Source organism: Flavobacterium sp. MEB061, assembly GCF_000834715.1.
Lineage (GTDB): Bacteria > Bacteroidota > Bacteroidia > Flavobacteriales > Flavobacteriaceae > Flavobacterium > Flavobacterium pectinovorum.
The window spans coordinates 241,503-262,614 of sequence record NZ_JXQR01000045.1 but is presented as its reverse complement, the minus strand read 5'-3'; the positions used below and the strand labels follow the sequence as shown (position 1 = coordinate 262,614).

Sequence of the window (21,112 nt, the reverse complement as noted above, 5' to 3'; positions counted from 1 at the left end):
ACTATTTAAAAATTATTACTTTTTATTTTACAGATCAAATTTACCTCTGTAAAATGAAGAGAAAATGAAGAAAATAGCTACCGTGAATATTTTAACGAGACATTAACGGTTTGTGTGGTTTTCCACCATATAAGTTATATAAGTCAATATTAGTAGAGACGCTTATTATTGTAGAGACGCACTGCAGTGCGTCTAACATTACGTTATTAAAATTAAATGAACTTATATAACTTATATGGTGAAAAAAAATTCTTATTAGTCTAATTTTTGAGAACCCAATTGTTTATTTTTACAGACTAATATTTTTTTTATGTCAACTCAAAAACGTCTTTTTCTTCTCGATGCCTATGCATTAATTTTTCGTGGATATTATGCCTTTATAAAAAACCCGCGAATTAACTCAAAAGGAATGGATACATCAGCGATCATGGGATTTATGAATTCGCTTTTAGATGTTATAAAACGTGAAAAACCGGATCATTTAGCTGTAGCTTTTGATAAAGAAGGAAGTCAGGTTAGAACCGAAATGTATTCTGATTACAAAGCAAATCGTGATGCAACACCTGAGGCGATTAAAATTGCTATTCCGTATATTCAGGATTTATTAAGAGCCATGCATATTCCGATTATCGAAATGGCCGGTTGCGAAGCCGATGATTTAATTGGAACTATTGCCAAACAAGCCGAAAAAGAAAACTACAAAGTTTTTATGGTTACTCCCGATAAAGATTTTGCACAATTAGTTTCTGAAAATATATTTATGTACAAACCAGCCCGTATGGGAAATGGTATCGAAATTTGGGGAGTTCCCGAAGTTTTAGCAAAATTTGAAATCGAAAGACCAGATCAGGTAATTGACTTTCTTGGAATGATGGGAGATGCTGTCGATAACATTCCGGGACTGCCGGGAGTTGGAGAAGTTACCGCTAAAAAATTCCTGAAAGAATTTGGTACGATGGAAAATCTTTTGGAAAACACACATTTACTGAAAGGTAAAATGAAAGAAAACATCGAAGCCAATAAAGAAAAAGGAATTTTATCTAAAAAACTGGCTACTATTATATGCGACTGCGATGTTGTTTTTAATGAGAATGACTACGAACTTTCTCGCCCTGATATTGAAAAAACAGACGCTATTTTTCAGGAATTGGAATTTAGAAGAATGGCCGAACAATTTGACAATTTATTTAAAATTGGCGGTGGAAATGAATTAGCTAACAAAGGTGACGAAGCCAAATTATATAAAAAACCACAACCTAAAAACGAAGATCAGTTTGATCTGTTTGGAGGCGGTGCAACTATAGACGCAGAAACTGAGGAAAGAACTTCCTTTTACAATACTCTAGAAAACACAACGCATTCCTATCAGGCTATTGAAGGTGATTTGGGAATAAAATTGCTTTTACAAAATTTACAAAAGCAGACTTCGGTTTGTTTTGATACCGAAACAACTGGTTTAGATGCTTTGCATGCAGAATTGGTCGGAATGTCATTTTCTTATGAAAAAGGAAAAGCTTTTTATGTTCCGTTTCCAGAAAGTCAGGAAGAAGCTCAGGTTTTAGTAGATAAATTCAAACCGTTTTTCGAGAATGAAAACATCGAAAAAATTGGTCAGAATTTAAAATACGACTTAAAAATACTTTCTAATTATGGCGTTACTGTAAAAGGAAAACTTTTTGACACCATGATTGCGCATTATTTGATTAATCCGGATATGCGTCATAATATGGATATTTTGGCAGAAACATATTTGAAATATTCGCCAAAATCAATTGAAACCTTAATTGGTAAAAAAGGAAAAAATCAAATTTCGATGCGCCAGGTTCCGCTTGAAGATATTAAGGAATATGCTGCAGAAGATGCTGATGTTACTTTACAACTTAAAGAAATTTTTACAACAGAATTAGATAAAACCGAAACCAAAAAATTATTTAATGAAATCGAAATTCCGTTAGTAAGTGTTTTAGCTGCAATGGAAACCGAAGGAATTCGTTTAGATACAGAGTTTTTAAGTATCATGTCTAAAGAAATGGAGATTGAAATCAAATCTTTAGAAGAGAAAATATACGAAACTGCGGGCGAGAAATTCAATTTGGCCTCACCGAAACAATTGGGTGATATTTTATTTGACAAATTAAAAATTGGCGGCGCAAAACAAAAGAAAACCAAAACAGGACAATATGCAACCGGTGAAGAAGTTTTGACATATTTGGCCAACGACAACCCGATTGTAAAAGAAATTCTGGATTGGCGTCAAATGGTGAAATTACAAAGTACTTATATTTTGGCTTTGCCAGAACAAGTAGATAAAAAGACATTGCGCGTTCATACCGATTATATGCAAACTGTTGCCGCAACGGGACGTTTGAGTTCTAATAATCCGAACTTACAAAACATTCCGATTCGTACCGAAAGAGGACGTCAGATTCGTAAAGCGTTTGTAGCTCGTGATGAAAACCACACCTTAATTTCAGCCGATTACTCGCAAATAGAATTAAGAATTATCGCTGCTTTAAGTGGAGAAGAAAATATGATTAAAGCTTTTCAGGATGGAGAAGATATTCATAAAGCCACCGCTGCAAAAGTTTTTGATGTTCCGTTAGAAGAAGTTTCACGCGAACAAAGAAGCAATGCCAAAACAGTAAACTTCGGGATTATATACGGTGTTTCTGCTTTCGGATTAAGTAATCAAACTTCGTTATCAAGAAGCGAAAGTGCTGCTTTGATCGAAGCGTATTATAAAACATATCCAAGATTAAGATCTTATATTAATGAGCAGATAGAATTTGCCCGCGAAAAAGGATATGTACAAACGATTTTAGGTCGTCGCAGATATTTAAAAGACATTAACTCGGCAAATGCTGTGGTAAGAAGTGCCGCTGAACGAAATGCCGTTAACGCACCAATTCAGGGAAGTGCTGCCGATGTAATTAAAATTGCGATGATCAACATTCATAAAAAACTAACAGAAGAAAACTGGAAATCTAAAATGCTGCTTCAGGTGCATGATGAGCTTGTGTTCGATGTTCACAACGATGAGCTCGAAAAAATTCAGCCTATGATTAAACATGAAATGGAGAATGCTTTTATAATGGCTGTTCCTTTAGAAGTTGAACTTGGTTTGGGTAAAGACTGGCTGGCTGCGCATTAATAATTTTAGATTTAACTACAATCTTGTCAGAAATGACAAAAACGAAAAAAGACTGCCCTTTCGGACAGTCTTTTTTTATGTTTTTTTGTTTATTTAACTTTTCTAGTAGACTCTCGTTCTTTCAACTTTGTTTTAATAACGATAGTTTCATAATCAGAAGTTTCATCTTCTTTTTCTTCTAAACGTTTGATTAATTGTTTCGCAGCAACTTCTCCAATTTCAATTCCGTGTTGGCTAATTGTAGTTAAACTTGGTGACAAACGGCGAGATGCTAAAATTCCATCGGCAAAACCTATTATCGAAATATCTTCCGGAACCCTAAAACCTTTTTTCAAACTTACTCTTAAAGCAGCAACCGAATCATTTTCATCTAAAGCAAAAATGGCATCGATTTTATGATCAAACAATCCATCAATTTTAGCTTTCATATCATCTTCAGAATCGGTACGAAGGATAATTTTTTCGTTTACCGGAATATTGTTGTCTTTTAAAGCTTTTAAATATCCATCGGCTCTTAGCTTTCCAACACTTAAATTATCAACAGAAGAAATCAGGGCGATATTTTTACATCCTAAATTAATTAAATGCTGTGTTGAATTTAAAGCCGAATCAAAATCATCAACCACTACTTTATCACATTCTACTTCATCTGCAATTCTGTCAAACATTACAATTGGCGTTCCGTCATTAATAATAGCAGAAAAATGACTGTAATCTTGTAATTTCTGAGCTTCTTCAGAGACAGAAAGAATAAATCCGTCAATTGTTCCGTTGCTCAGCATTTCAAGTGTATGAATTTCTTTTTCTAAAGATTCATTCGAAATACATGTAATTACATTATATCCTTTTTTATCCGCTACTTTTTCGATACCACTAAAAACCTTTGCAAAAAAGGAGTTTAATATATTAGGTATAATTACCCCAATAGTTTTGGTTTTACGATTCTTTAAATTCAGACCAATAACATTCGGCTTATAATTTTTGAGTTTGGCATACTCCTTAATCTTCACCTTCGTTTGCTCACTGATTTCCGGACTGTCATTCAATGCTTTAGACACAGTCGACACAGAAACACCTAGTTCTTTCGCAATTTGTTTTAGAGTTGCTTTAGCTTTCATCTAATAAATGTTTATGTAATTGATACAAATATAGTAGAATTACCGAAAATAAAACAAAAAACACCTATTACTATTTCAAATTATAAGCCCTTTTCAAAATAAAACTAAAAAAGATTGATTTTATAAAACCGCACTTCCTAAAATTTCGTTAATAACTTAATACATGTTATTAACTTATTAAAAAACCTTTAATTATGAAAAACGAAGTTAAAATTCATGAAGTAGATCCTTCATTGAATAACAGAAGGAGCTTTCTTAAGCTCAGTGGCTTAACATTAGTTACCGCAGGTTTGGTTTTGGCTGGATGCAGCGATAATGATAACGATGAAGAAATGGATGACACTTCATTGCCTGGAATTCGAAATGGTGTTTTCGATTTAGGATCAGGAGATTTTGGCGTACTAACTTATGCTTATGCCTTAGAACAGCTTGAAGCAGATTTTTATACTAAAGTTGTAAATGCTACAAGTTTCAATGCAACTTTTAACGATACAGAGCGTCAGGTTCTTACTGACTTGTATCATCATGAAGTAATTCACAGAGATTTTTTCAAAGCGGCTTTAAGCGGAGCGCTACCTGATCCAAGTTCACAATTACTTCCTTCTCTGGCTTTTAATTATGGTGCTCTAAATTTTAACAGCCGTACCGAAGTTCTTGCTACTGCAAAAGCACTAGAAGATACCGGAGTCGCTGCTTATAACGGAGCGGGAAAATTAATTAAAAGCCCTGACTATTTAGTATTGGCTGGGAAAATTGTTTCTGTTGAAGCAAGACACGCTTCAGCAATCAGAAGTTTGATTAATCCAAATTCTAAAGATTTTGCCGGTGATGATGTTATTAACACATCAACAGGATTAGATGTTGCTCAGGATCCTTCAAAAATTCTGCCAATTGCGGGAGGATTTATTACTACAAAATTTACTGCCAAATATTTACCTTAATCTTAACTAGCTAAAACTTAGAAATTATGAATATTTTAAAATTTATAGAGACCTTCACTGACGATAGCTTAATGAGAAGTACTGGTTCTCGAAGAGACAGTTTTTCGCAGTTTGGAAACATAGGAAAAACATTGGCATATGCATCAATTCCTTTCGGATTATCTGCAATGGCAAATAAAGCATTAGCAAAAGATATTACTGCAACGCCCGCAACTCCTATTGGAGCATTGCAGTTTGCATTGACTTTAGAATATCTTGAAAACGAATTTTATGCTATGGCCTTAGATTCAGGAGTAATTCCTGCATCAGAAAATGGCGGACGCGATTTAAAGGTTTTCCAACAAATAGCAGCACACGAAGCAGATCACGTATCTTTTTTAATCGCTGGTTTGGGCGGTACCATGAGTGCAAATTTTGTTCCGAAACCTACTTTTGATTTCACTGTTGGCGGAGCATTTGATCCTTTTGGTGATTATCCAACCTTTTTAGCATTGGCACAAGCCTTTGAAGACACCGGAGTAAGAGCCTATAAAGGTCAGGCCGGAAATTTAATTACAACACCAGATTTGTTAACTGCAGCATTACAAATACACTCTGTAGAAGCTCGTCACGCATCAGAAGTGCGACGCCTACGCGGATTAAAAGGATGGATTTCTAATGATGAAAGAGGTGCCGGAATGCCAGAAGCAACTCAGGCAGTTTACGCTGGCGAAGGCGTTACAGTACAGGCAGGTTATAATACCGCTACTTTATTTGGAGCAGCCGCCGGATCAGAAGCTTATGATGAACCGCTTGCGACACAACAAGTAGTTGATATTGCCAATTTATTTATTGTTTAAGAAAAATAATTCTAAATATTGAACCACCTTCGCGTTATTGTGAAGGTGGTTTTTTTTTATTGTTTTAAATAAAAAACTGATACGCTGATTTTCAGTAGATAAAATAATCTTTTCAGGTATTTGGTTTTAAAATAATTAATTGTACTTTTGCATCCCCTTTATTGGGGATGGAATGTTTAATTAAAATAATATTATGGACGCATTAAGCTACAAGACAATTTCAGCTAGCAAAGCCACTGTAACAAAAGAGTGGATTGTTGTTGACGCTGAAGGTCATAACTTAGGTCGTCTTGCTTCAAAGGTTGCGATGATCTTAAGAGGTAAGTACAAGCCAAGTTACACACCACACGTTGACTGTGGAGATAACGTAATTGTTATCAACTCAGAAAAAATTAACCTTACAGGTACAAAAATGAATGACAAAATTTACATGCGTCATACAGGTTACCCAGGAGGACAAAGAACTTTAACTGCTAAAGTATTGCAATCTAAAAATCCTGCATTATTAGTAGAAAAAGCTGTAAAAGGAATGTTACCTAAAAACAAATTAGGAGCTGAACTTTTTAGAAATCTAAATGTTGTTGTAGGTGCTGAGCATACTCATGGAGCTCAAAAACCTAGAACTGTTAACCTAAACGATCTTAAGTAATGGGAGTTATTCACAAAATCGGTAGAAGAAAAACCGCTGTTGCACGTGTATATGTTTCTGAAGGAACAGGAAAAATCACTGTAAACAAAAAAGAATTCGCAACTTACTTTCCAACTGCAACTTTACAATACAAAGTTTTACAACCAATGTCTATGACAGAAAATGTAAACAACTTTGACGTAAAAGTAAACGTTTACGGAGGTGGTTCAACTGGTCAGGCAGAAGCTGTAAGAATGGCATTGGCACGCGTTATGTGTGAAGTAAATGCTGAAAACAGAGCTATCCTTAAACCAGAAGGTTTATTAACAAGAGATCCAAGAATGGTTGAACGTAAGAAATTCGGTCAGAAGAAAGCTCGTAAGAGATTCCAATTCTCTAAACGTTAATATTACCTGTCTTGTGCATATGGTACAAGACATCATCAATTTATTGAAATTAAAAAACACAGTTGTTGTTGCTCTCCTATCGAGGTAGGAAATAGTTTAGCATCTAAATGTATAAAGCCTGGGAAACCGCCATTTATACATTGCTAATCAACAGAACGTAAACTAGTACAAAAATGGCAAACAAAATAGAAGTAAAAGACTTACTAGAAGCAGGTGTTCACTTCGGACACATGACTAGAAAATGGGATCCAAACATGGCCCCTTACATTTATATGGAGCGTAATGGTATTCACATTATCAATCTATATAAAACTGCAGCAAAAATTGAAGAAGCTAACGAAGCTTTGAAAAAAATCGCTGCATCAGGTAGAAAAATCTTATTCGTAGCTACCAAAAAACAAGCTAAAGACATCGTTGCTGAAAAAGCAAAGGCTGCAAACATGCCTTACATCACTGAAAGATGGCCTGGTGGAATGCTAACTAACTTTGTAACTATCAGAAAGGCAGTTAAAAAAATGTCTTCTATTGATAAAATGAAGAAAGATGGTACTTTCATGACGTTATCTAAAAAAGAGCGTTTGCAAGTTGATCGTCTACGTGCTAAATTAGAGAAAAACTTAGGTTCAATCGCTGATATGTCTAGACTACCTGCAGCATTGTTCGTAGTAGATATCAAAGCTGAACACATCGCAATAAAAGAAGCACAAAAATTAAACATTCCAGTTTTCGCAATGGTTGATACGAATTCTGACCCAAGAGAGGTTGATTACGTTATTCCTGCAAATGATGATGCTTCTAAATCAATTGACAAAATTTTATCTTTAGTAACTGCTGCTGTAATCGATGGTCTTTCTGACAGAGGTTCTGATAAAGAAACTGAAGTATTTACAGAAGAAGCTGCTGCTGAAGCTGCTCCTGCTGCAGAGGCTGCACCAGCTGTTGAAGCTGCTGCTCCTGCAACTGAAGAATAAATCAAATTTTAAATTCCAAATTTTAAATTCTAAAATCCAAATACAAAATTAAAAACGTTATGTTGATAATTTAATAAAATTGGAGTTTAGAATTTAAAAGATGGAATTTTTACTTTTAACATTAAAATTCAAAATATTATGGCAACAATTACTGCTGCAGACGTAAATAAATTAAGACAAACTACAGGTGCCGGAATGATGGACTGTAAAAAAGCTTTAGTTGAAGCTGATGGAGATTTCGATAAAGCTATACAAAACCTTAGAGAAAAAGGACAAAAAGTTGCTGCTAACCGTTCTGACCGTGAGTCTTCTGAAGGAGCTGCTGTTTCTTTTATCAATGCTGACAAAACTAAAGGAGCTATCATCACTTTAAACTGCGAAACTGATTTCGTAGGTAAAAATGAGGCTTTCGTAACTTTGGCTAAAGAATTAGTAGAAAGAGCTATTAACTTTTCTTCTAAAGAAGAATTTTTAGCTTCAGATTTTAACGGAATTACTGTTGCTGAAAAATTAATTGAGCAAACAGGTGTTATCGGTGAAAAAATCGAAATCGGTGGTTTTGAAATTTTAGAAGGTGCTTTCGTTGGATCTTATGTTCACGTTAACAAAATTGCTGCATTAACTGCAATTTCTGCTGCAATTCCTAATGCTGACGTTTTAACTAAAGATGTTTCTATGCAAGTTGCTTCTATGGGAGCTGATACATTATCTTACAAAGATTTTGATCCTGCTTTCGTTGAATCTGAACTTGCTGCTCGTATTGCTGTAATCGAAAAGGATAATGAAGAAGCAAAACGTTTAGGAAAAACTTTAAAAAATGTTCCTAAATATATTTCTTTCTCTCAATTGACTGAAGAAGTTTTAAAACAAGCTGAAGAAGATGCTAAAGCTGAATTAAAAGCTGAAGGTAAACCAGAGCAAATTTGGGATAAAATTATTCCAGGAAAAGTTCAACGTTTCATCTCTGACAACACTACTTTAGATCAGGAAAAAGCTTTACTAGATCAAAACTTCATCAAAGATGATAGTAAAAAAGTTGGTGATTATGTTAAAGGATTCAATGTTGAAATTACAGGTTTCAAAAGAGTTACTTTAGGTTAATATATTATTATTTCAATATAAAAAGCCCGAATATTAATTTATTCGGGCTTTTTTATTTAGCAATGTTTATTAAATTTTTTCTGTAATTGGAAAATTTCTCGCTCGCATCAGCGCATCAGATTTTGGCGCTCTTCCTCTAAAATTCTCGTATCCTGTTTCATTGTCCAGAGTATTTCCAACACTAAAAACTGTATCATAAAGTCTTTTTGCAACTTCTTTATCATAAGGCCCTTTGCCTTCCATAAAAGCTTCATAAGCGTCTGCATTTATAACATCTGCCCATAAATAACTATAATAGCCGGCCGCATATCCATCTCCAGAAAAAATATGCGCGAATTGTGGAATTCTGTGACGCATCACAATCTCCGATGGCATATTGAGCTTTTCTAATGTTTCTTTTTCAAATTTATCAGGATCAATAGTTTTAGTTGTCAAATGCAGCTCCATATCAACAAAAGAACTTGAAATTGTCTCAACCGTTGCAAAGCCTTCGTTAAAATTCGCCGCCTGCTCTATTCTGTCAACCATTGATTGTGGTAATGGTTCATTGGTTTTATAATGCAGAGCAAATTTATTCAACACCTCAGGTGTCGCAAGCCAATGTTCTAATAACTGCGAAGGGAATTCAACATAATCCCTTGCAACTGCCGTTCCTGCCAAACTTGGATAAGTTACATTAGAACATAATCCGTGTAGCGCATGACCAAATTCATGAAATAAAGTTGTGGCATCATCCCAGGAAATTAAAACAGCTTCATTTTCGTTTCCTTTAATAAAATTACAATTGTTAGATACGATTGGCAGAACATCTGCATCCAACTTCTCCTGATCGCGACAAGAATCCATCCAGGCACCGGAACGTTTTCCAACTCGCGCGTAAGGATCAAAATACCACAAACCAATTATCTTATCAGTCACTTTATTACTTACTTCCCAAACACGCACATCCTGATGAAAAACAGACACATCACTAATTTGTTTGAAACTTAAATTAAACAATTCACCGGCAACCCAAAACATAGCTTCACGCAAGTTTTCAAGTTGCAAATATTGTTTAACTTCATTCTGATCCAAATCATATTTTGCTTTTCTAACTCTTTCGGCATAATAGCGATAATCCCAAGGCTGAATTTTAAAATCACCGCCTTCTGCATTTACCATCTTTTGCATTTCAGCAACATCCTGCTGTACTTTTTCGACTGCAGGTTTCCAAACTGAATTCATTAAGTCAAGTGTTTTTGCAGGATCCTTTGCCATTTTATTAGACAAACTCCATTCTGCAAATGAACTAAATCCTAACAATTTTGCCTTTTGAGCACGCAATTTTAAAATGGAAATCAGCGTTTCATTATTGTCATTTTCATTTCCATTATCACCTCTTTTAACAAAAATATCAAAAGCTTTCTTTCTTAAATCTCTTCTGGTAGAAAATGTCAAAAACGGTTCGATTGAAGAACGCGTATTTGCAACACATCCCAAAGCATCAATATTTCTTTCTTTTGCTTCGGCAATAGCAGCATTTTTTATTTCGACAGGCAAACCTTCAAAATCAGCGTGAGTTTCTAAAACTACATATTGACTATTTTCTTCTGCCAATAAATTTTGACTGAATCTTGTAAAAAGCGTTGCCAATTCCTGATTGATCCCAGCCACTTTTATTTTATCGTCATGGTTTAATTTTGCACCTTCACGAACAAAATTTGTATAATACAGCCAAACCAAACGCTGTTGCTCGCTATTTAGTTTTTCTTTGTCTTTTGCATTGTACAAAGTTTCAATACGAGAGAAAAGTCTATTATTTTGGTACATTTTATCACTCAAAGCCGATAATTTCGGTGACATTTCTGTTTCTACAATTCCAAATTCTTTCGTAAAAATATTAGAGCTGTATATTCCATACACAGCATTAATTCTGGCAATGGTTTTTCCTGAATTTTCGAGTGCTGCAATTGTATTTTCAAAAGTTGGCGCTTCCAAATTATTCGCAATTGCATCTAGTTCATTTAAATTTTCCTGAATAGCAAACTCTATTGCCGGTTGGAAATCTGAAACTCTATATTTATCAAAAGAAGGTACTCCTCCATAAGGACCTGACCATTTTTGAAGTAATGGATTCTGAAAAGATCCTTCTGTAGCATTAAAAGTTGTTGTAGTCATAAGAAATAACATGATTTTTATTCATAAAAAAATAATCTATTAGAGCACAATATTGTCCATTTTAAATGCATTTATAATAAATTATTAACCCAAATTTACAATTTTATTACGCTCAATTTGATCTTTTAATTTATTAGTTCAAACAATAATTTAAATAGAAATACCTTAAATTTGAAAAATAATTTACCAGAAATAGTATGTTTAAAACCAAAAAAGAAATTGTATTTGTAATTCTTGCCGGAATATTTATTACCAACGCCGTTGTTGCAGAGCTTATTGGAGGAAAATTAATTCAGATTGGACCATTTGTAATGAGTATTGGTATTTTACCCTGGCCAATTGTTTTTCTTACTACAGATTTAATAAATGAATATTTTGGAGAAAAAGGAGTTAAAAAACTTTCTTTTATAACAGCCTGTTTAATTGCATATGCCTTTTTGATATTGTTTATGGCAATCGTAATTCCGGCTGCAAAAGGAATAAGTCCGGTAAATGATGAACAATTTCAGGCCGTTTTCGGGCAAAGTATGTGGATTATCGTAGGTAGTTTAATAGCATTTATTGCATCTCAATTAATTGACGTTTGGATTTTTTGGTTCTTTAAAAAACGAACCGGCGAAAAAAAAATCTGGCTTAGAACAACAGGATCAACTGTAATTTCTCAATTATTCGATTCATTTATTGTTCTTGGAATTGCTTTCTGGTTACCTGGAAAAATTGATTTTGATACTTTTATTTCATCAGGATTGACGGGATATATCTTCAAATTATCAGTAGCCGTTTTACTTACTCCGTTAATTTATGCAGGTCATCATTTAATAAAAAAATATTTAGGTGAAGATGATGAAAATCATTCTCAAGAACTATAAGACGAATTACCACAATGAAAAAATACATCATAATTATACTTTTCTCTATAGTATATTGCTTTTCCAGCTGTGGTAACGACGAAAAAAAACAGCCGAAGAAAAAGCTGTATCCTGTCAATTCTTTAAAACCTATTTCTGAAACTATTTCTTCAAATACCATAACTATTACTACACCTATTAAAAACAAACATAATATTACTAATACTAAAAAAATATTATTCCCTAATAAACCAATTGATAGTTCAGCAATTGAAATGAAAAGCATTGCAGATGAAACAAACAACGAATCAAATAATCAATTAATAAGTTTTGTTAATATTCGTAAAATTCTTTCTGGAGCTGAAATTGGGGAAACACTGACACAAAAAGACTTAATTCACAATTTTGCAATTCCGAAAGATGCAGTAAAACTAGTAAAAAGTGTTACTAAAACTGCCGAAGATGAAATTGATCTAAAATGGCATTCGACCTGGTTTATTGAAAAAATTTCAGATGCAAAACTGAGCGATGGTCGTATGAAAATTAAGTTTGTTGCTAATAAAATGTACACTTCCGGCAAAGCCATCGGCATAAAATATAATAGAAAAATCTATAATGATTTGGTAATTATTGGCCAATCCGCTTATATTCCAAAGGTAAAAGGATATCACTGGGAAATTGGTAAATAATAACCTGAAAATCATTCTAAATTTATCCGCAAAATAATCTTCTCCTTATTCACTTTTCTTTTAGCTTGGTATTGCATTTTGATTTTAACAAGATCATTTTTACAGCATAAAAAATGGTGTTTTTAACAAGTAAGCTCTTTATCAACACATTACATAAAAATGTAAAATAAAGACGAAAAAACCTGTTATATTATGTTAATTTTTTGAAAAAAAAATTATTTTTGCCAAAAAATTAACAATTAAAAACCCACCAAAATGAAAAAATTAAGCATTTTATTTTTGTCTGTATTGACATTAGGATTAGCAGCAACGTCTTGTAGTAGTGATGATGACAACGAAGGATCAATCGAAGGAAAATGGCAACTTACTGAAGTAGGAGTTGTTTATAATGGTCAGGAAGCATTAGAACCAGCTACAAATGAAGGATGTGATAACGATATCATGGAATTTAAAGCGGATGGAAAATTTATTGATAGTTATTCAGAATTTACTAATAATAAATGTAATGCTTATACTCAAGAAGGAACGTGGACTAAAGACGGAAGCACATTGACTAAAAAATACGCAAGTGAAGATGAAGAAAAACTTGAAGTTGCTGAATTAACAGGAAGCAAATTAAAATTAAAATTCACTTATTCTGAAGGAGGAATCACAATTTCAGCCGTACAAGTATACAAAAAAATCTAATTTTTAAAAAGATACTAATTTTGAACAACCTCAAATCTTAATTGATTTGAGGTTTTTTTATACATTTGAAATAAAAAATGGAACCGATAAGATGTGGTTGGTGCACCGCCAGCGATTTATATAAAAAATACCATGACGAGGAATGGGGTGTTCCGGTTTACGACGATCCTACTTTATTCGAATTTTTAATTTTGGAGACTTTTCAGGCAGGACTAAGCTGGATTACTATTTTAAACAAAAGAGAAAATTTCAGAAATGCTTTTGATCATTTTGATTACAAAAAAATAGCCCTTTATTCTGAAAACAAAATCGAAGAATTACTGCAAAATACCGGAATCATCAGAAATAAACTTAAAATAAATGCCGCAGTTTCAAATGCACAGGCCTTTATGAAAATACAAGAAGAATTTGGCACCTTCTCTGATTACATCTGGAAATTTACTAACGGAAAACCGATTATAAATCATCCAAAAATATCAAAAGACGTTCCAGCCACTACTCCACTTTCTGATGAAATTAGCAAAGATTTAAAAAAAAGAGGTTTTAAATTTGTGGGCTCAACTGTTGTTTATGCTCATATGCAAGCAACCGGAATGGTCAATGATCACGCCGAAAACTGCTGGAAAAGAAGCCAGTAAACGGCCGCAGTTTTTAGTTTTCAAAAACAACGTGAAACCTGAAACCTGAAACTTTTTTAAACAACCAAACAAAAATTTATTACATTTGCTTCACACTTTAGGGGTGTCTGCTAAAAAAGCAGGCTGAGATTTTACCCTCTGAACCTGATCTAGTTCATACTAGCGTAGGGAAAAGTAAGATGACTTCTGCGCGCATTTTCATGCGTAATTGTAGCCATTCCTAAGGTAGAGATTCACTGCAGTGAATCTTATAAAACCTAAAAACTTAAGGAATGGAACTAAAAATCAACCAACAAATCAAAAAGTTCAATGCTGAATCGCTAAGCGTTCAATCATTGCTCGATCTCGAAATTCCAAACAAACAAAACGGAATTGCCGTTGCCATCAACAATACTGTTGTTCCAAAAATGAATTGGAACCAACATTTTGTATCCGAAACTGACGAAATTTTGATTATTTCTGCTACTCAGGGAGGTTAAGTATTAAATTCCAAAAATTAAATTCCAAATTCCAATTATATACATAACGTAGACGCACTACAGTGCGCCTATACGAGCGCAAACAAAAAACACAGTCAAGATCAACCTGAAACTTGAAACCTGAAACAAAAAACAACAAACCATAAAACTTCTCTCTATGACAACCGAAGAACAAATCTCCAGAACTCCTTTTCCCAATTCTAAAAAAGTATACGTTAGTGGCGAAATTCATCCTATAAAAGTTGCTATGCGCGAAGTTATTCTTAGCGATACCAAACTTTCAAATGGTGGGATTGAGAAAAATCCGCCTGTAACTGTTTACGACACTTCAGGTGCTTATACAGATCCAAACATTGAAATTGACATTCGAAAAGGATTGCCACGCTTACGTGAAAATTGGATTTTAGAAAGAAATGATGTCGAAATTCTTGAAGAAATCTCTTCAAATTACGGTCAAAGCCGATTGAAAGACGAAAGTTTAAACCACCTTCGTTTTGAGTATTTACACCAGCCAAAACGAGCCAAAAAAGGCGCCAACGTCACGCAGTTATATTATGCTAAACAGGGAATAATTACCCCTGAAATGGAATATATCGCGATTCGTGAAAACCAAAGAATTGAACTTTTAAATGAACAAACTAAAGCTATGCAATGTCAACACGACGGGCACAGTTTTGGAGCAAACACCCCAAAAAGCAAAATTACAGCCGAATTTGTTCGTAGTGAAGTAGCTTGCGGAAGAGCAATTATTCCCAACAACATCAATCATCCTGAAAGCGAACCCATGATTGTTGGTCGTAACTTTTTGGTCAAAATAAACGCCAACATTGGTAACAGCGCTGTGACTTCGAGCATTGAAGAAGAAGTCGAAAAAGCAGTTTGGGCTTGTCGCTGGGGTGCAGATACAATTATGGATTTGTCTACCGGAAAAAACATTCATGAAACCAGAGAATGGATTATTCGCAATTCGCCGGTTCCAATTGGAACAGTTCCGATTTATCAGGCTTTAGAAAAAGTAAAAGGAATCGCAGAAGATTTGACTTGGGAAGTTTTTCGTGACACTTTAATTGAACAGGCAGAACAAGGTGTTTCGTATTTCACAATTCATGCAGGAGTTTTGTTACGCTACATTCATTTAACTGCAGATCGCGTTACCGGAATTGTTTCCAGAGGAGGATCCATCATGGCAAAATGGTGTTTATTTCATCATAAAGAAAACTTCTTATACACACATTTTGAAGAAATCTGTGAAATTATGAAACAGTATGACGTGGCTTTCTCTCTTGGCGATGGTTTACGTCCGGGTTCTATTGCAGATGCCAACGATGCTGCACAATTTGCTGAATTAGAAACCTTGGGTGAACTCACAAAAATTGCCTGGAAACATGATGTTCAGGTTTTTATAGAAGGTCCTGGTCACGTACCAATGCATATGATTAAAGAAAACATGGATAAACAATTGGAACATTGTAACGAAGCGCCATTTTACACTCTTGGACCATTAACGACTGATATTGCTCCGGGTTACGATCATATTACATCTGCAATTGGAGCCGCCATGATTGGCTGGTACGGCTGTGCGATGTTATGTTATGTAACACCAAAAGAACATCTTGGTTTACCCAACAAAAAAGACGTAAAAGATGGTGTGATAACTTATAAAATATCAGCACATGCTGCAGATTTGGCCAAAGGTCATCCGGGTGCACAATATCGTGATAATGCATTAAGCAAAGCTCGTTTTGAATTCCGTTGGGAAGATCAGTTTAATCTATCTCTTGATCCAGATACGGCCAGGGAATTTCATGATGAAACACTTCCTGCTGACGGTGCAAAAGTTGCTCATTTTTGTTCGATGTGTGGACCGAAGTTCTGCTCTATGAAAATATCTCAGGAAATTAGAGATGTCGCTGCCGCCGAAAAAGGCATGCAGGAAAAATCGGAAGAGTTTATTGAGCAAGGAAAAGAGATTTATATTTAAAATAGAATCAAGAAGAAAGATATGATTGTGATTACTAATCCTTCTGCAATTTCTGGCGAAATCAGCATTATTGATTCTTTATTTGAGGAAGGATTGTCTTTGCTTCATATTCGGAAGCCTGATTTTTCTGAAATAGAAATGGCACAATTTATTCATCAGATAAAAATCGAATTTCGATCTAAATTGGTATTGCATAATCATCATGAATTAGCAGAAGATTTTGGAATTACCCGAATTCATTTCTCTGAAAAAGATAGAAAGAACGGTTGTGAGTATCCTGCAAGATTTTTAAAACCTTGCAGGTATACAACCTCAATTCATTCAATTGAAGATTTCAATGCATTGGATAATGATTTTGAATATGCCTTTTTAAGTCCGGTTTTTAAAAGTATTTCTAAAGAAGATTATTACCCAAAAGAGAATTTATTCGCAGCATTAAAATCAAGAACAAATCACAGTACAAAATGTATCGCTTTAGGCGGAATTTATTCTGAAAACATCAAAAAAACACTCATAAACGGGTTTGATGATGTTGCCCTTTTAGGAACTATATGGGACAATGAAAATCCTGTAAAACAATTTAAATTATGTCAGCAAATCGCCCATTCATACTTAGTATAGCCGGTTTCGATCCATCTGGTGGCGCAGGAGTTTTGGCGGATATCAAAACATTCGAACAACATTCCCTGACTGGATTAGCAATTATAACGGCAAATACAATTCAAACCGAAAATGAGTTTTTTGACATTCAATGGATAGATCTTAGTTACGTCATTCGTTCTGTTGAAACTTTATTTGAAAGGTATAAAATCAATGCTGTAAAAATCGGAATTGTTCCCAGTCTGCATTATTTAAATCGAATTCTTTCGACCATTAAGTTGTTATCTCCTTCAACACAAATTGTTTGGGATCCTGTTTTAAAATCAACAACAAAGTTTGAGTTTATGAGTATTAAAGATCGTTTGGATCTGAATAAAATAGTATCCAAAATTGATTTGATAACGCCTAATTATAATGAAATAGAATTGCTTTTCCCGGATTTTATTCAGCACCAACTTAGAATGCAAAATGAAGTCTCGAGTGCTATTTTACTAAAAGGCGGTCATAATCCTTTGGCTATTGGAACAGATCGTTTGTTTCTAAAAGATGAAATCATTGATTTATTGCCCTCGGAAAAAAAGTGTTCTGAAAAACATGGTTCCGGTTGTGTTTTATCAGCAGCAATTGCCTCAAATCTTGCATTAGATCAAACTTTACAAGAAGCTTGTAAAAATGCTAAAACCTACATAGAAAAATACCTGAGCTCAACTTCAACTTTAACCGGATATCATTATGTACCATAAACTGCAATACATTTCACAAGGAAATACCATCGAAGAACAATTGTATAATATTCATCAGGCTCTGGACGCCGGATGCGATTGGATACAAATGCGTTTCAAAAATCAAACTGCCAAAGACACTTTTGCATTAGCGGAGGCTGTAAAATTTTTATGCGAAGAATATCTCGCCAATTTTATAGTAAACGATAATCTTTATCTGGCACAACAAATTGCAGCCGATGGTGTGCATTTGGGTTTAACCGATATGAATATTGCCGAAGCAAGAGCAATTTTGGGAAACACAAAAATTATTGGCGGAACAGCAAATACTTTTGAAGATATACAAAATCACGTAAAAAATGGTTGTGATTATATTGGTTTAGGCCCTTTTCAGTTTACTGAAACAAAAGAAAAATTAAGTCCAATTCTGGGTTTATCAGGATACATAGAGATTATTCAGAAACTAAAAAGCAACAACCTCAAAATTCCAATTTACGCAATTGGCGGAATCGCATTAGAAGATGTAGAACAATTGATTGAAACTGGAATTCATGGCATTGCTGTGTCTGGAATGATCACAAAAAGCGAAAAAAAGAAAAAATTAATCCAAAAACTTAATGAAAAACTATATGCAAACATCATTGTTTAAAATTGGAGATAAAACATTAACCTCACGCCTATTTTTAGGAACTGGGAAATTTGGCTCAAACAGAGAAATGGAAGAAGCGATTTTGGCCTCAGAAAGCGAGTTAGTGACTGTTGCTTTAAAACGCATCGATCTCGAAACCGAAACTGATGCTATTTTATCGCATTTGCAACACCCAAATATTAATTTATTACCTAATACGTCGGGTGCAAGAAATGCTAAAGAAGCTGTTTTTGCAGCTCAATTGGCGCGTGAAGCATTAGAAACCAATTGGATAAAACTCGAAATCCATCCTGATCCAAAATACCTGATGCCTGATCCGATTGAAACATTGAAAGCGACGGAAGAACTGGCTAAACTTGGATTTTTTGTTTTGCCCTACATTCATGCTGATCCGGTTTTGTGCAAACATTTGGAAAATGCAGGAACAACTGCCGTAATGCCGTTAGGTTCTCCTATTGGAAGCAATAAAGGTTTAAAGACAATTGATTTTCTTGAGATTATTATCGAACAAAGCAATGTTCCTGTAATTGTTGATGCTGGAATTGGCGCGCCGTCTGATGCTGCAAAAGCAATGGAAATTGGTGCCGATGCGGTTTTAGTGAATACTGCCATTGCCGTTGCCGGAAATCCAAAATTAATGGCTGAAGCTTTTAGAGAAGCTGTAATTGCAGGAAGAAAAGCATTTGAAGCCAAAATCGCTAATCAACAGAATTTTGCTGTTGGTTCTAGTCCTTTGACTTCATTTTTGTATGACTAGATTATTTCACGCAGATTTTTGCAGATCTAAGCAGATTAAAAATGATTTTAATTTTAATAAAGATGAAAATAAATAAAGTAAGATTATTCTTTAATTTTGTATTAATAACTAAAATAAAGAATAATGACAGAAAACGAAATATCATATCTAGTAAGAGGAGCTATTTTTAAGGTATATAATAATTTGGGGCCTGGGTTGTTTGAATCCGTTTATGAAAGTGCTTTGTTCTATGAATTAACAAAAACTGATTTACAAGTTCAAAAACAAGTTGAAGTTATAATTCCTTATGAAGAAATAATATTGGATCCTGCTTTCAGAATTGATCTTTTAGTAGAAAACAAAGTGATAATTGAATTAAAATCTGTTGAAGATTTAGCTCCAATACATTACAAACAACTTTCTACTTATTTAAGGCTCACAAATAAAAAATTAGGTTTACTTGTAAATTTCAATACTCTAAATATACTAGATGATATAAAAAGAGTTGCAAATAAAATTCAATAAACAGATACTGTATTTATAAAAAATTAAAATCATTTTTAATCTGCTCAATCTGCAAAATCTGCGTGAAATAAAACCCGACAATCCAAAATGAAAACATTTAAAGCAATATTTGAGCAATACAATTGGGATAACATTCAATCAAAAATATACCAAACATCAGCAAAAGATGTTGAACGTTCTTTATCAAAAACCAAACGAAATCTCGATGACTTTTTAGTTTTAATTTCTCCGGCTGCCCAAAATTATTTAGAACGAATGGCACAGGAATGCCATGAAATCACGAAGAAGCGCTTCGGAAAAACCATTCAAATGTATGCTCCACTTTATTTAAGCAATGAATGCCAGAACATTTGTACTTATTGTGGCTTTAGTTTAGACAATAAAATCAAACGAAAAACACTTTCTGATACCGAGATTAAAATTGAAGTTGAAGCCTTAAAAAATCTTGGTTTTGATCATGTTTTATTAGTAACCGGTGAAGCAAATTATAGTGTAAATATTAATTATTTCCTGAATGCGATTGCTTTGATAAGGAAACAATTCTCCATTATTTCTGTTGAAGTTCAGCCTCTTTCTACAGAAGATTACGAACGTTTGCACGAAGCCGGAGTTTATTCGGTTTTAGTTTATCAGGAAACATATCATCAGGAAGTTTACAAAAAATACCATACAAAAGGGAAAAAATCAAATTTTGATTATCGTCTGGAAACCCCTGACCGAATTGGAACCGCGGGAATTCACAAAATTGGATTAGGCGTTTTATTAGGCCTGGAAGATTGGCGAACGGACAGTTTTTTTAATGCACTGCATTTAGATTATCTCCAAAGGAAATACTGGCAAACCAAATATTCAGTTTCTTTTCCGAGATTGCGTCCCGCAGAAGGTATTATTGAACCCAATTTCATTATGGACGACAAAGATTTAACTCAACTTATTTGTGCTTATCGTTTATGGAATGAAGACTTGGAAATCTCAATTTCGACTCGTGAAAACGAAAAATTCAGAAATAACATTATCCCAATTGGGGTAACGAGTATGAGTGCAGGTTCTAAAACCAATCCGGGTGGTTATGTTGTTGATCCGCAATCTTTGGAACAATTTGAAATTAGTGATGAACGTCCAGTTAGTGAAATTGCCCAAATTATAACCAATTCAGGCTACGAACCCGTTTGGAAAGATTGGGATAAAAGTTATAGTTAGGAAAAATTCCAAAAAATAAATTCCAAATTCCAACAAGCTAAAATC

21 protein-coding genes and 1 riboswitch are annotated in these 21,112 nt (G+C 34.1%); of the genes, 19 read left to right on the top strand and 2 right to left on the bottom strand.

Annotated elements, in window-relative coordinates; all coding sequences use genetic code 11:
* The first annotated feature begins 310 nt into the window (after window positions 1–310).
* Window positions 311–3,151, top strand: a complete 2,841-nt coding sequence (gene polA, locus RT99_RS18740) for a DNA polymerase I (protein WP_042566262.1) — start codon at window positions 311–313, stop codon at window positions 3,149–3,151.
* A gap of 89 nt (window positions 3,152–3,240) precedes the next feature.
* Here polA and RT99_RS18735 read toward each other — a convergent pair whose 3' ends face one another.
* Window positions 3,241–4,269 carry a LacI family DNA-binding transcriptional regulator gene (locus RT99_RS18735; protein WP_042566261.1) on the bottom strand — a complete coding sequence of 343 codons (1,029 nt, stop codon included), beginning with the start codon at window positions 4,267–4,269 and terminating at the stop codon, window positions 3,241–3,243.
* A 194-nt stretch (window positions 4,270–4,463) separates the two neighbouring features.
* On the opposite strand from RT99_RS18735, the gene RT99_RS18730 reads away from it, so the two are divergent.
* From RT99_RS18730 to tsf, 6 genes are all read left to right on the top strand, one after another.
* Window positions 4,464–5,210 carry a ferritin-like domain-containing protein gene (locus RT99_RS18730; RefSeq protein ID WP_042566260.1) on the top strand — a complete coding sequence of 249 codons (747 nt, stop codon included), beginning with the start codon at window positions 4,464–4,466 and terminating at the stop codon, window positions 5,208–5,210.
* Between the two features lie 26 nt (window positions 5,211–5,236).
* Window positions 5,237–6,049 carry a ferritin-like domain-containing protein gene (locus RT99_RS18725; protein WP_042566259.1) on the top strand — a complete coding sequence of 271 codons (813 nt, stop codon included), beginning with the start codon at window positions 5,237–5,239 and terminating at the stop codon, window positions 6,047–6,049.
* Window positions 6,050–6,242: 193 nt separating this feature from the next.
* Window positions 6,243–6,698 (top strand): 50S ribosomal protein L13, encoded by a 456-nt coding sequence (gene rplM, locus RT99_RS18720; RefSeq protein ID WP_026983738.1) that lies wholly within the window; start codon window positions 6,243–6,245, stop codon window positions 6,696–6,698.
* Window positions 6,698–7,084, top strand: a complete 387-nt coding sequence (gene rpsI / locus RT99_RS18715) for a 30S ribosomal protein S9 (RefSeq protein ID WP_007808909.1) — start codon at window positions 6,698–6,700, stop codon at window positions 7,082–7,084. Before rplM ends, rpsI begins: the two co-directional genes overlap by 1 nt.
* Window positions 7,085–7,257: 173 nt before the next feature.
* Complete coding sequence (gene rpsB / locus RT99_RS18710; RefSeq protein WP_042566258.1) at window positions 7,258–8,055, top strand: 30S ribosomal protein S2; 798 nt, start codon at window positions 7,258–7,260, stop codon at window positions 8,053–8,055.
* Window positions 8,056–8,193: 138 nt separating this feature from the next.
* The gene (gene tsf / locus RT99_RS18705; protein ID WP_042566257.1) at window positions 8,194–9,156 is read left to right on the top strand and encodes a translation elongation factor Ts; all 963 of its coding nucleotides are present in this window, start codon (window positions 8,194–8,196) and stop codon (window positions 9,154–9,156) included.
* A 69-nt stretch (window positions 9,157–9,225) separates the two neighbouring features.
* Here tsf and RT99_RS18700 read toward each other — a convergent pair whose 3' ends face one another.
* Complete coding sequence (locus RT99_RS18700) at window positions 9,226–11,313, bottom strand: M3 family metallopeptidase (protein ID WP_117614827.1); 2,088 nt, start codon at window positions 11,311–11,313, stop codon at window positions 9,226–9,228.
* 197 nt (window positions 11,314–11,510) lie between these two features.
* Here RT99_RS18700 and RT99_RS18695 point away from each other — a divergent pair, with 197 nt between their 5' ends.
* The 12 genes from RT99_RS18695 (at window position 11,511) to thiH (ending at window position 21,067) form a co-directional block, all read left to right on the top strand.
* Window positions 11,511–12,182 carry a queuosine precursor transporter gene (locus RT99_RS18695; protein ID WP_042566255.1) on the top strand — a complete coding sequence of 224 codons (672 nt, stop codon included), beginning with the start codon at window positions 11,511–11,513 and terminating at the stop codon, window positions 12,180–12,182.
* A gap of 14 nt (window positions 12,183–12,196) precedes the next feature.
* On the top strand, window positions 12,197–12,850 hold the full coding sequence (locus tag RT99_RS18690; RefSeq protein WP_042566254.1) for a hypothetical protein: 654 nt from the start codon (window positions 12,197–12,199) through the stop codon (window positions 12,848–12,850).
* 255 nt (window positions 12,851–13,105) lie between these two features.
* Window positions 13,106–13,537: a lipocalin family protein gene (locus RT99_RS18685; protein ID WP_042566253.1), complete on the top strand. Its 432-nt coding sequence runs from the start codon at window positions 13,106–13,108 to the stop codon at window positions 13,535–13,537.
* Between the two features lie 77 nt (window positions 13,538–13,614).
* Window positions 13,615–14,175, top strand: a complete 561-nt coding sequence (locus tag RT99_RS18680; RefSeq protein ID WP_042566252.1) for a DNA-3-methyladenine glycosylase I — start codon at window positions 13,615–13,617, stop codon at window positions 14,173–14,175.
* Between the two features lie 89 nt (window positions 14,176–14,264).
* Window positions 14,265–14,363, top strand: a riboswitch (TPP riboswitch).
* A gap of 84 nt (window positions 14,364–14,447) precedes the next feature.
* Entirely contained in the window at window positions 14,448–14,654 is a 207-nt protein-coding gene (gene thiS / locus RT99_RS18675) for a sulfur carrier protein ThiS (protein ID WP_042566251.1), read from the top strand.
* 157 nt (window positions 14,655–14,811) lie between these two features.
* Window positions 14,812–16,635 (top strand): phosphomethylpyrimidine synthase ThiC, encoded by a 1,824-nt coding sequence (thiC, locus tag RT99_RS18670; RefSeq protein ID WP_042566250.1) that lies wholly within the window; start codon window positions 14,812–14,814, stop codon window positions 16,633–16,635.
* Window positions 16,636–16,656: 21 nt separating this feature from the next.
* Window positions 16,657–17,256: a thiamine phosphate synthase gene (locus RT99_RS18665; protein ID WP_042566249.1), complete on the top strand. Its 600-nt coding sequence runs from the start codon at window positions 16,657–16,659 to the stop codon at window positions 17,254–17,256.
* The gene (locus tag RT99_RS18660; RefSeq protein WP_042566248.1) at window positions 17,223–17,978 is read left to right on the top strand and encodes a hydroxymethylpyrimidine/phosphomethylpyrimidine kinase; all 756 of its coding nucleotides are present in this window, start codon (window positions 17,223–17,225) and stop codon (window positions 17,976–17,978) included. The genes RT99_RS18665 and RT99_RS18660 overlap by 34 nt, the downstream gene beginning before the upstream one ends.
* Window positions 17,968–18,606, top strand: coding sequence for a thiamine phosphate synthase (locus tag RT99_RS18655; RefSeq protein ID WP_042566247.1), 639 nt, complete (start codon window positions 17,968–17,970; stop codon window positions 18,604–18,606). The genes RT99_RS18660 and RT99_RS18655 overlap by 11 nt, the downstream gene beginning before the upstream one ends.
* Window positions 18,587–19,363: a thiazole synthase gene (locus RT99_RS18650; RefSeq protein ID WP_042566302.1), complete on the top strand. Its 777-nt coding sequence runs from the start codon at window positions 18,587–18,589 to the stop codon at window positions 19,361–19,363. Before RT99_RS18655 ends, RT99_RS18650 begins: the two co-directional genes overlap by 20 nt.
* A 123-nt stretch (window positions 19,364–19,486) precedes the next feature.
* The gene (locus RT99_RS18645) at window positions 19,487–19,867 is read left to right on the top strand and encodes a GxxExxY protein (RefSeq protein WP_042566246.1); all 381 of its coding nucleotides are present in this window, start codon (window positions 19,487–19,489) and stop codon (window positions 19,865–19,867) included.
* Window positions 19,868–19,954: 87 nt separating this feature from the next.
* Window positions 19,955–21,067, top strand: a complete 1,113-nt coding sequence (thiH, locus tag RT99_RS18640) for a 2-iminoacetate synthase ThiH (RefSeq protein WP_042566245.1) — start codon at window positions 19,955–19,957, stop codon at window positions 21,065–21,067.
* Window positions 21,068–21,112 lie beyond the last annotated feature (45 nt).

Excerpts from the sequence above, each read along its gene's own strand:
- polA (WP_042566262.1), top strand. The coding sequence starts at position 311 with ATGTCAACTCAAAAACGTCTTTTTCTTCTCGATGCCTATGCATTAATT.
- RT99_RS18735 (WP_042566261.1), bottom strand. The coding sequence starts at position 4,269 with ATGAAAGCTAAAGCAACTCTAAAACAAATTGCGAAAGAACTAGGTGTT.
- RT99_RS18730 (WP_042566260.1), top strand. The coding sequence starts at position 4,464 with ATGAAAAACGAAGTTAAAATTCATGAAGTAGATCCTTCATTGAATAAC.
- RT99_RS18725 (WP_042566259.1), top strand. The coding sequence starts at position 5,237 with ATGAATATTTTAAAATTTATAGAGACCTTCACTGACGATAGCTTAATG.
- rplM (WP_026983738.1), top strand. The coding sequence starts at position 6,243 with ATGGACGCATTAAGCTACAAGACAATTTCAGCTAGCAAAGCCACTGTA.
- rpsI (WP_007808909.1), top strand. The coding sequence starts at position 6,698 with ATGGGAGTTATTCACAAAATCGGTAGAAGAAAAACCGCTGTTGCACGT.
- rpsB (WP_042566258.1), top strand. The coding sequence starts at position 7,258 with ATGGCAAACAAAATAGAAGTAAAAGACTTACTAGAAGCAGGTGTTCAC.
- tsf (WP_042566257.1), top strand. The coding sequence starts at position 8,194 with ATGGCAACAATTACTGCTGCAGACGTAAATAAATTAAGACAAACTACA.
- RT99_RS18700 (WP_117614827.1), bottom strand. The coding sequence starts at position 11,313 with ATGACTACAACAACTTTTAATGCTACAGAAGGATCTTTTCAGAATCCA.
- RT99_RS18695 (WP_042566255.1), top strand. The coding sequence starts at position 11,511 with ATGTTTAAAACCAAAAAAGAAATTGTATTTGTAATTCTTGCCGGAATA.
- RT99_RS18690 (WP_042566254.1), top strand. The coding sequence starts at position 12,197 with ATGAAAAAATACATCATAATTATACTTTTCTCTATAGTATATTGCTTT.
- RT99_RS18685 (WP_042566253.1), top strand. The coding sequence starts at position 13,106 with ATGAAAAAATTAAGCATTTTATTTTTGTCTGTATTGACATTAGGATTA.
- RT99_RS18680 (WP_042566252.1), top strand. The coding sequence starts at position 13,615 with ATGGAACCGATAAGATGTGGTTGGTGCACCGCCAGCGATTTATATAAA.
- thiS (WP_042566251.1), top strand. The coding sequence starts at position 14,448 with ATGGAACTAAAAATCAACCAACAAATCAAAAAGTTCAATGCTGAATCG.
- thiC (WP_042566250.1), top strand. The coding sequence starts at position 14,812 with ATGACAACCGAAGAACAAATCTCCAGAACTCCTTTTCCCAATTCTAAA.
- RT99_RS18665 (WP_042566249.1), top strand. The coding sequence starts at position 16,657 with ATGATTGTGATTACTAATCCTTCTGCAATTTCTGGCGAAATCAGCATT.
- RT99_RS18660 (WP_042566248.1), top strand. The coding sequence starts at position 17,223 with ATGTCAGCAAATCGCCCATTCATACTTAGTATAGCCGGTTTCGATCCA.
- RT99_RS18655 (WP_042566247.1), top strand. The coding sequence starts at position 17,968 with ATGTACCATAAACTGCAATACATTTCACAAGGAAATACCATCGAAGAA.
- RT99_RS18650 (WP_042566302.1), top strand. The coding sequence starts at position 18,587 with ATGCAAACATCATTGTTTAAAATTGGAGATAAAACATTAACCTCACGC.
- RT99_RS18645 (WP_042566246.1), top strand. The coding sequence starts at position 19,487 with ATGACAGAAAACGAAATATCATATCTAGTAAGAGGAGCTATTTTTAAG.
- thiH (WP_042566245.1), top strand. The coding sequence starts at position 19,955 with ATGAAAACATTTAAAGCAATATTTGAGCAATACAATTGGGATAACATT.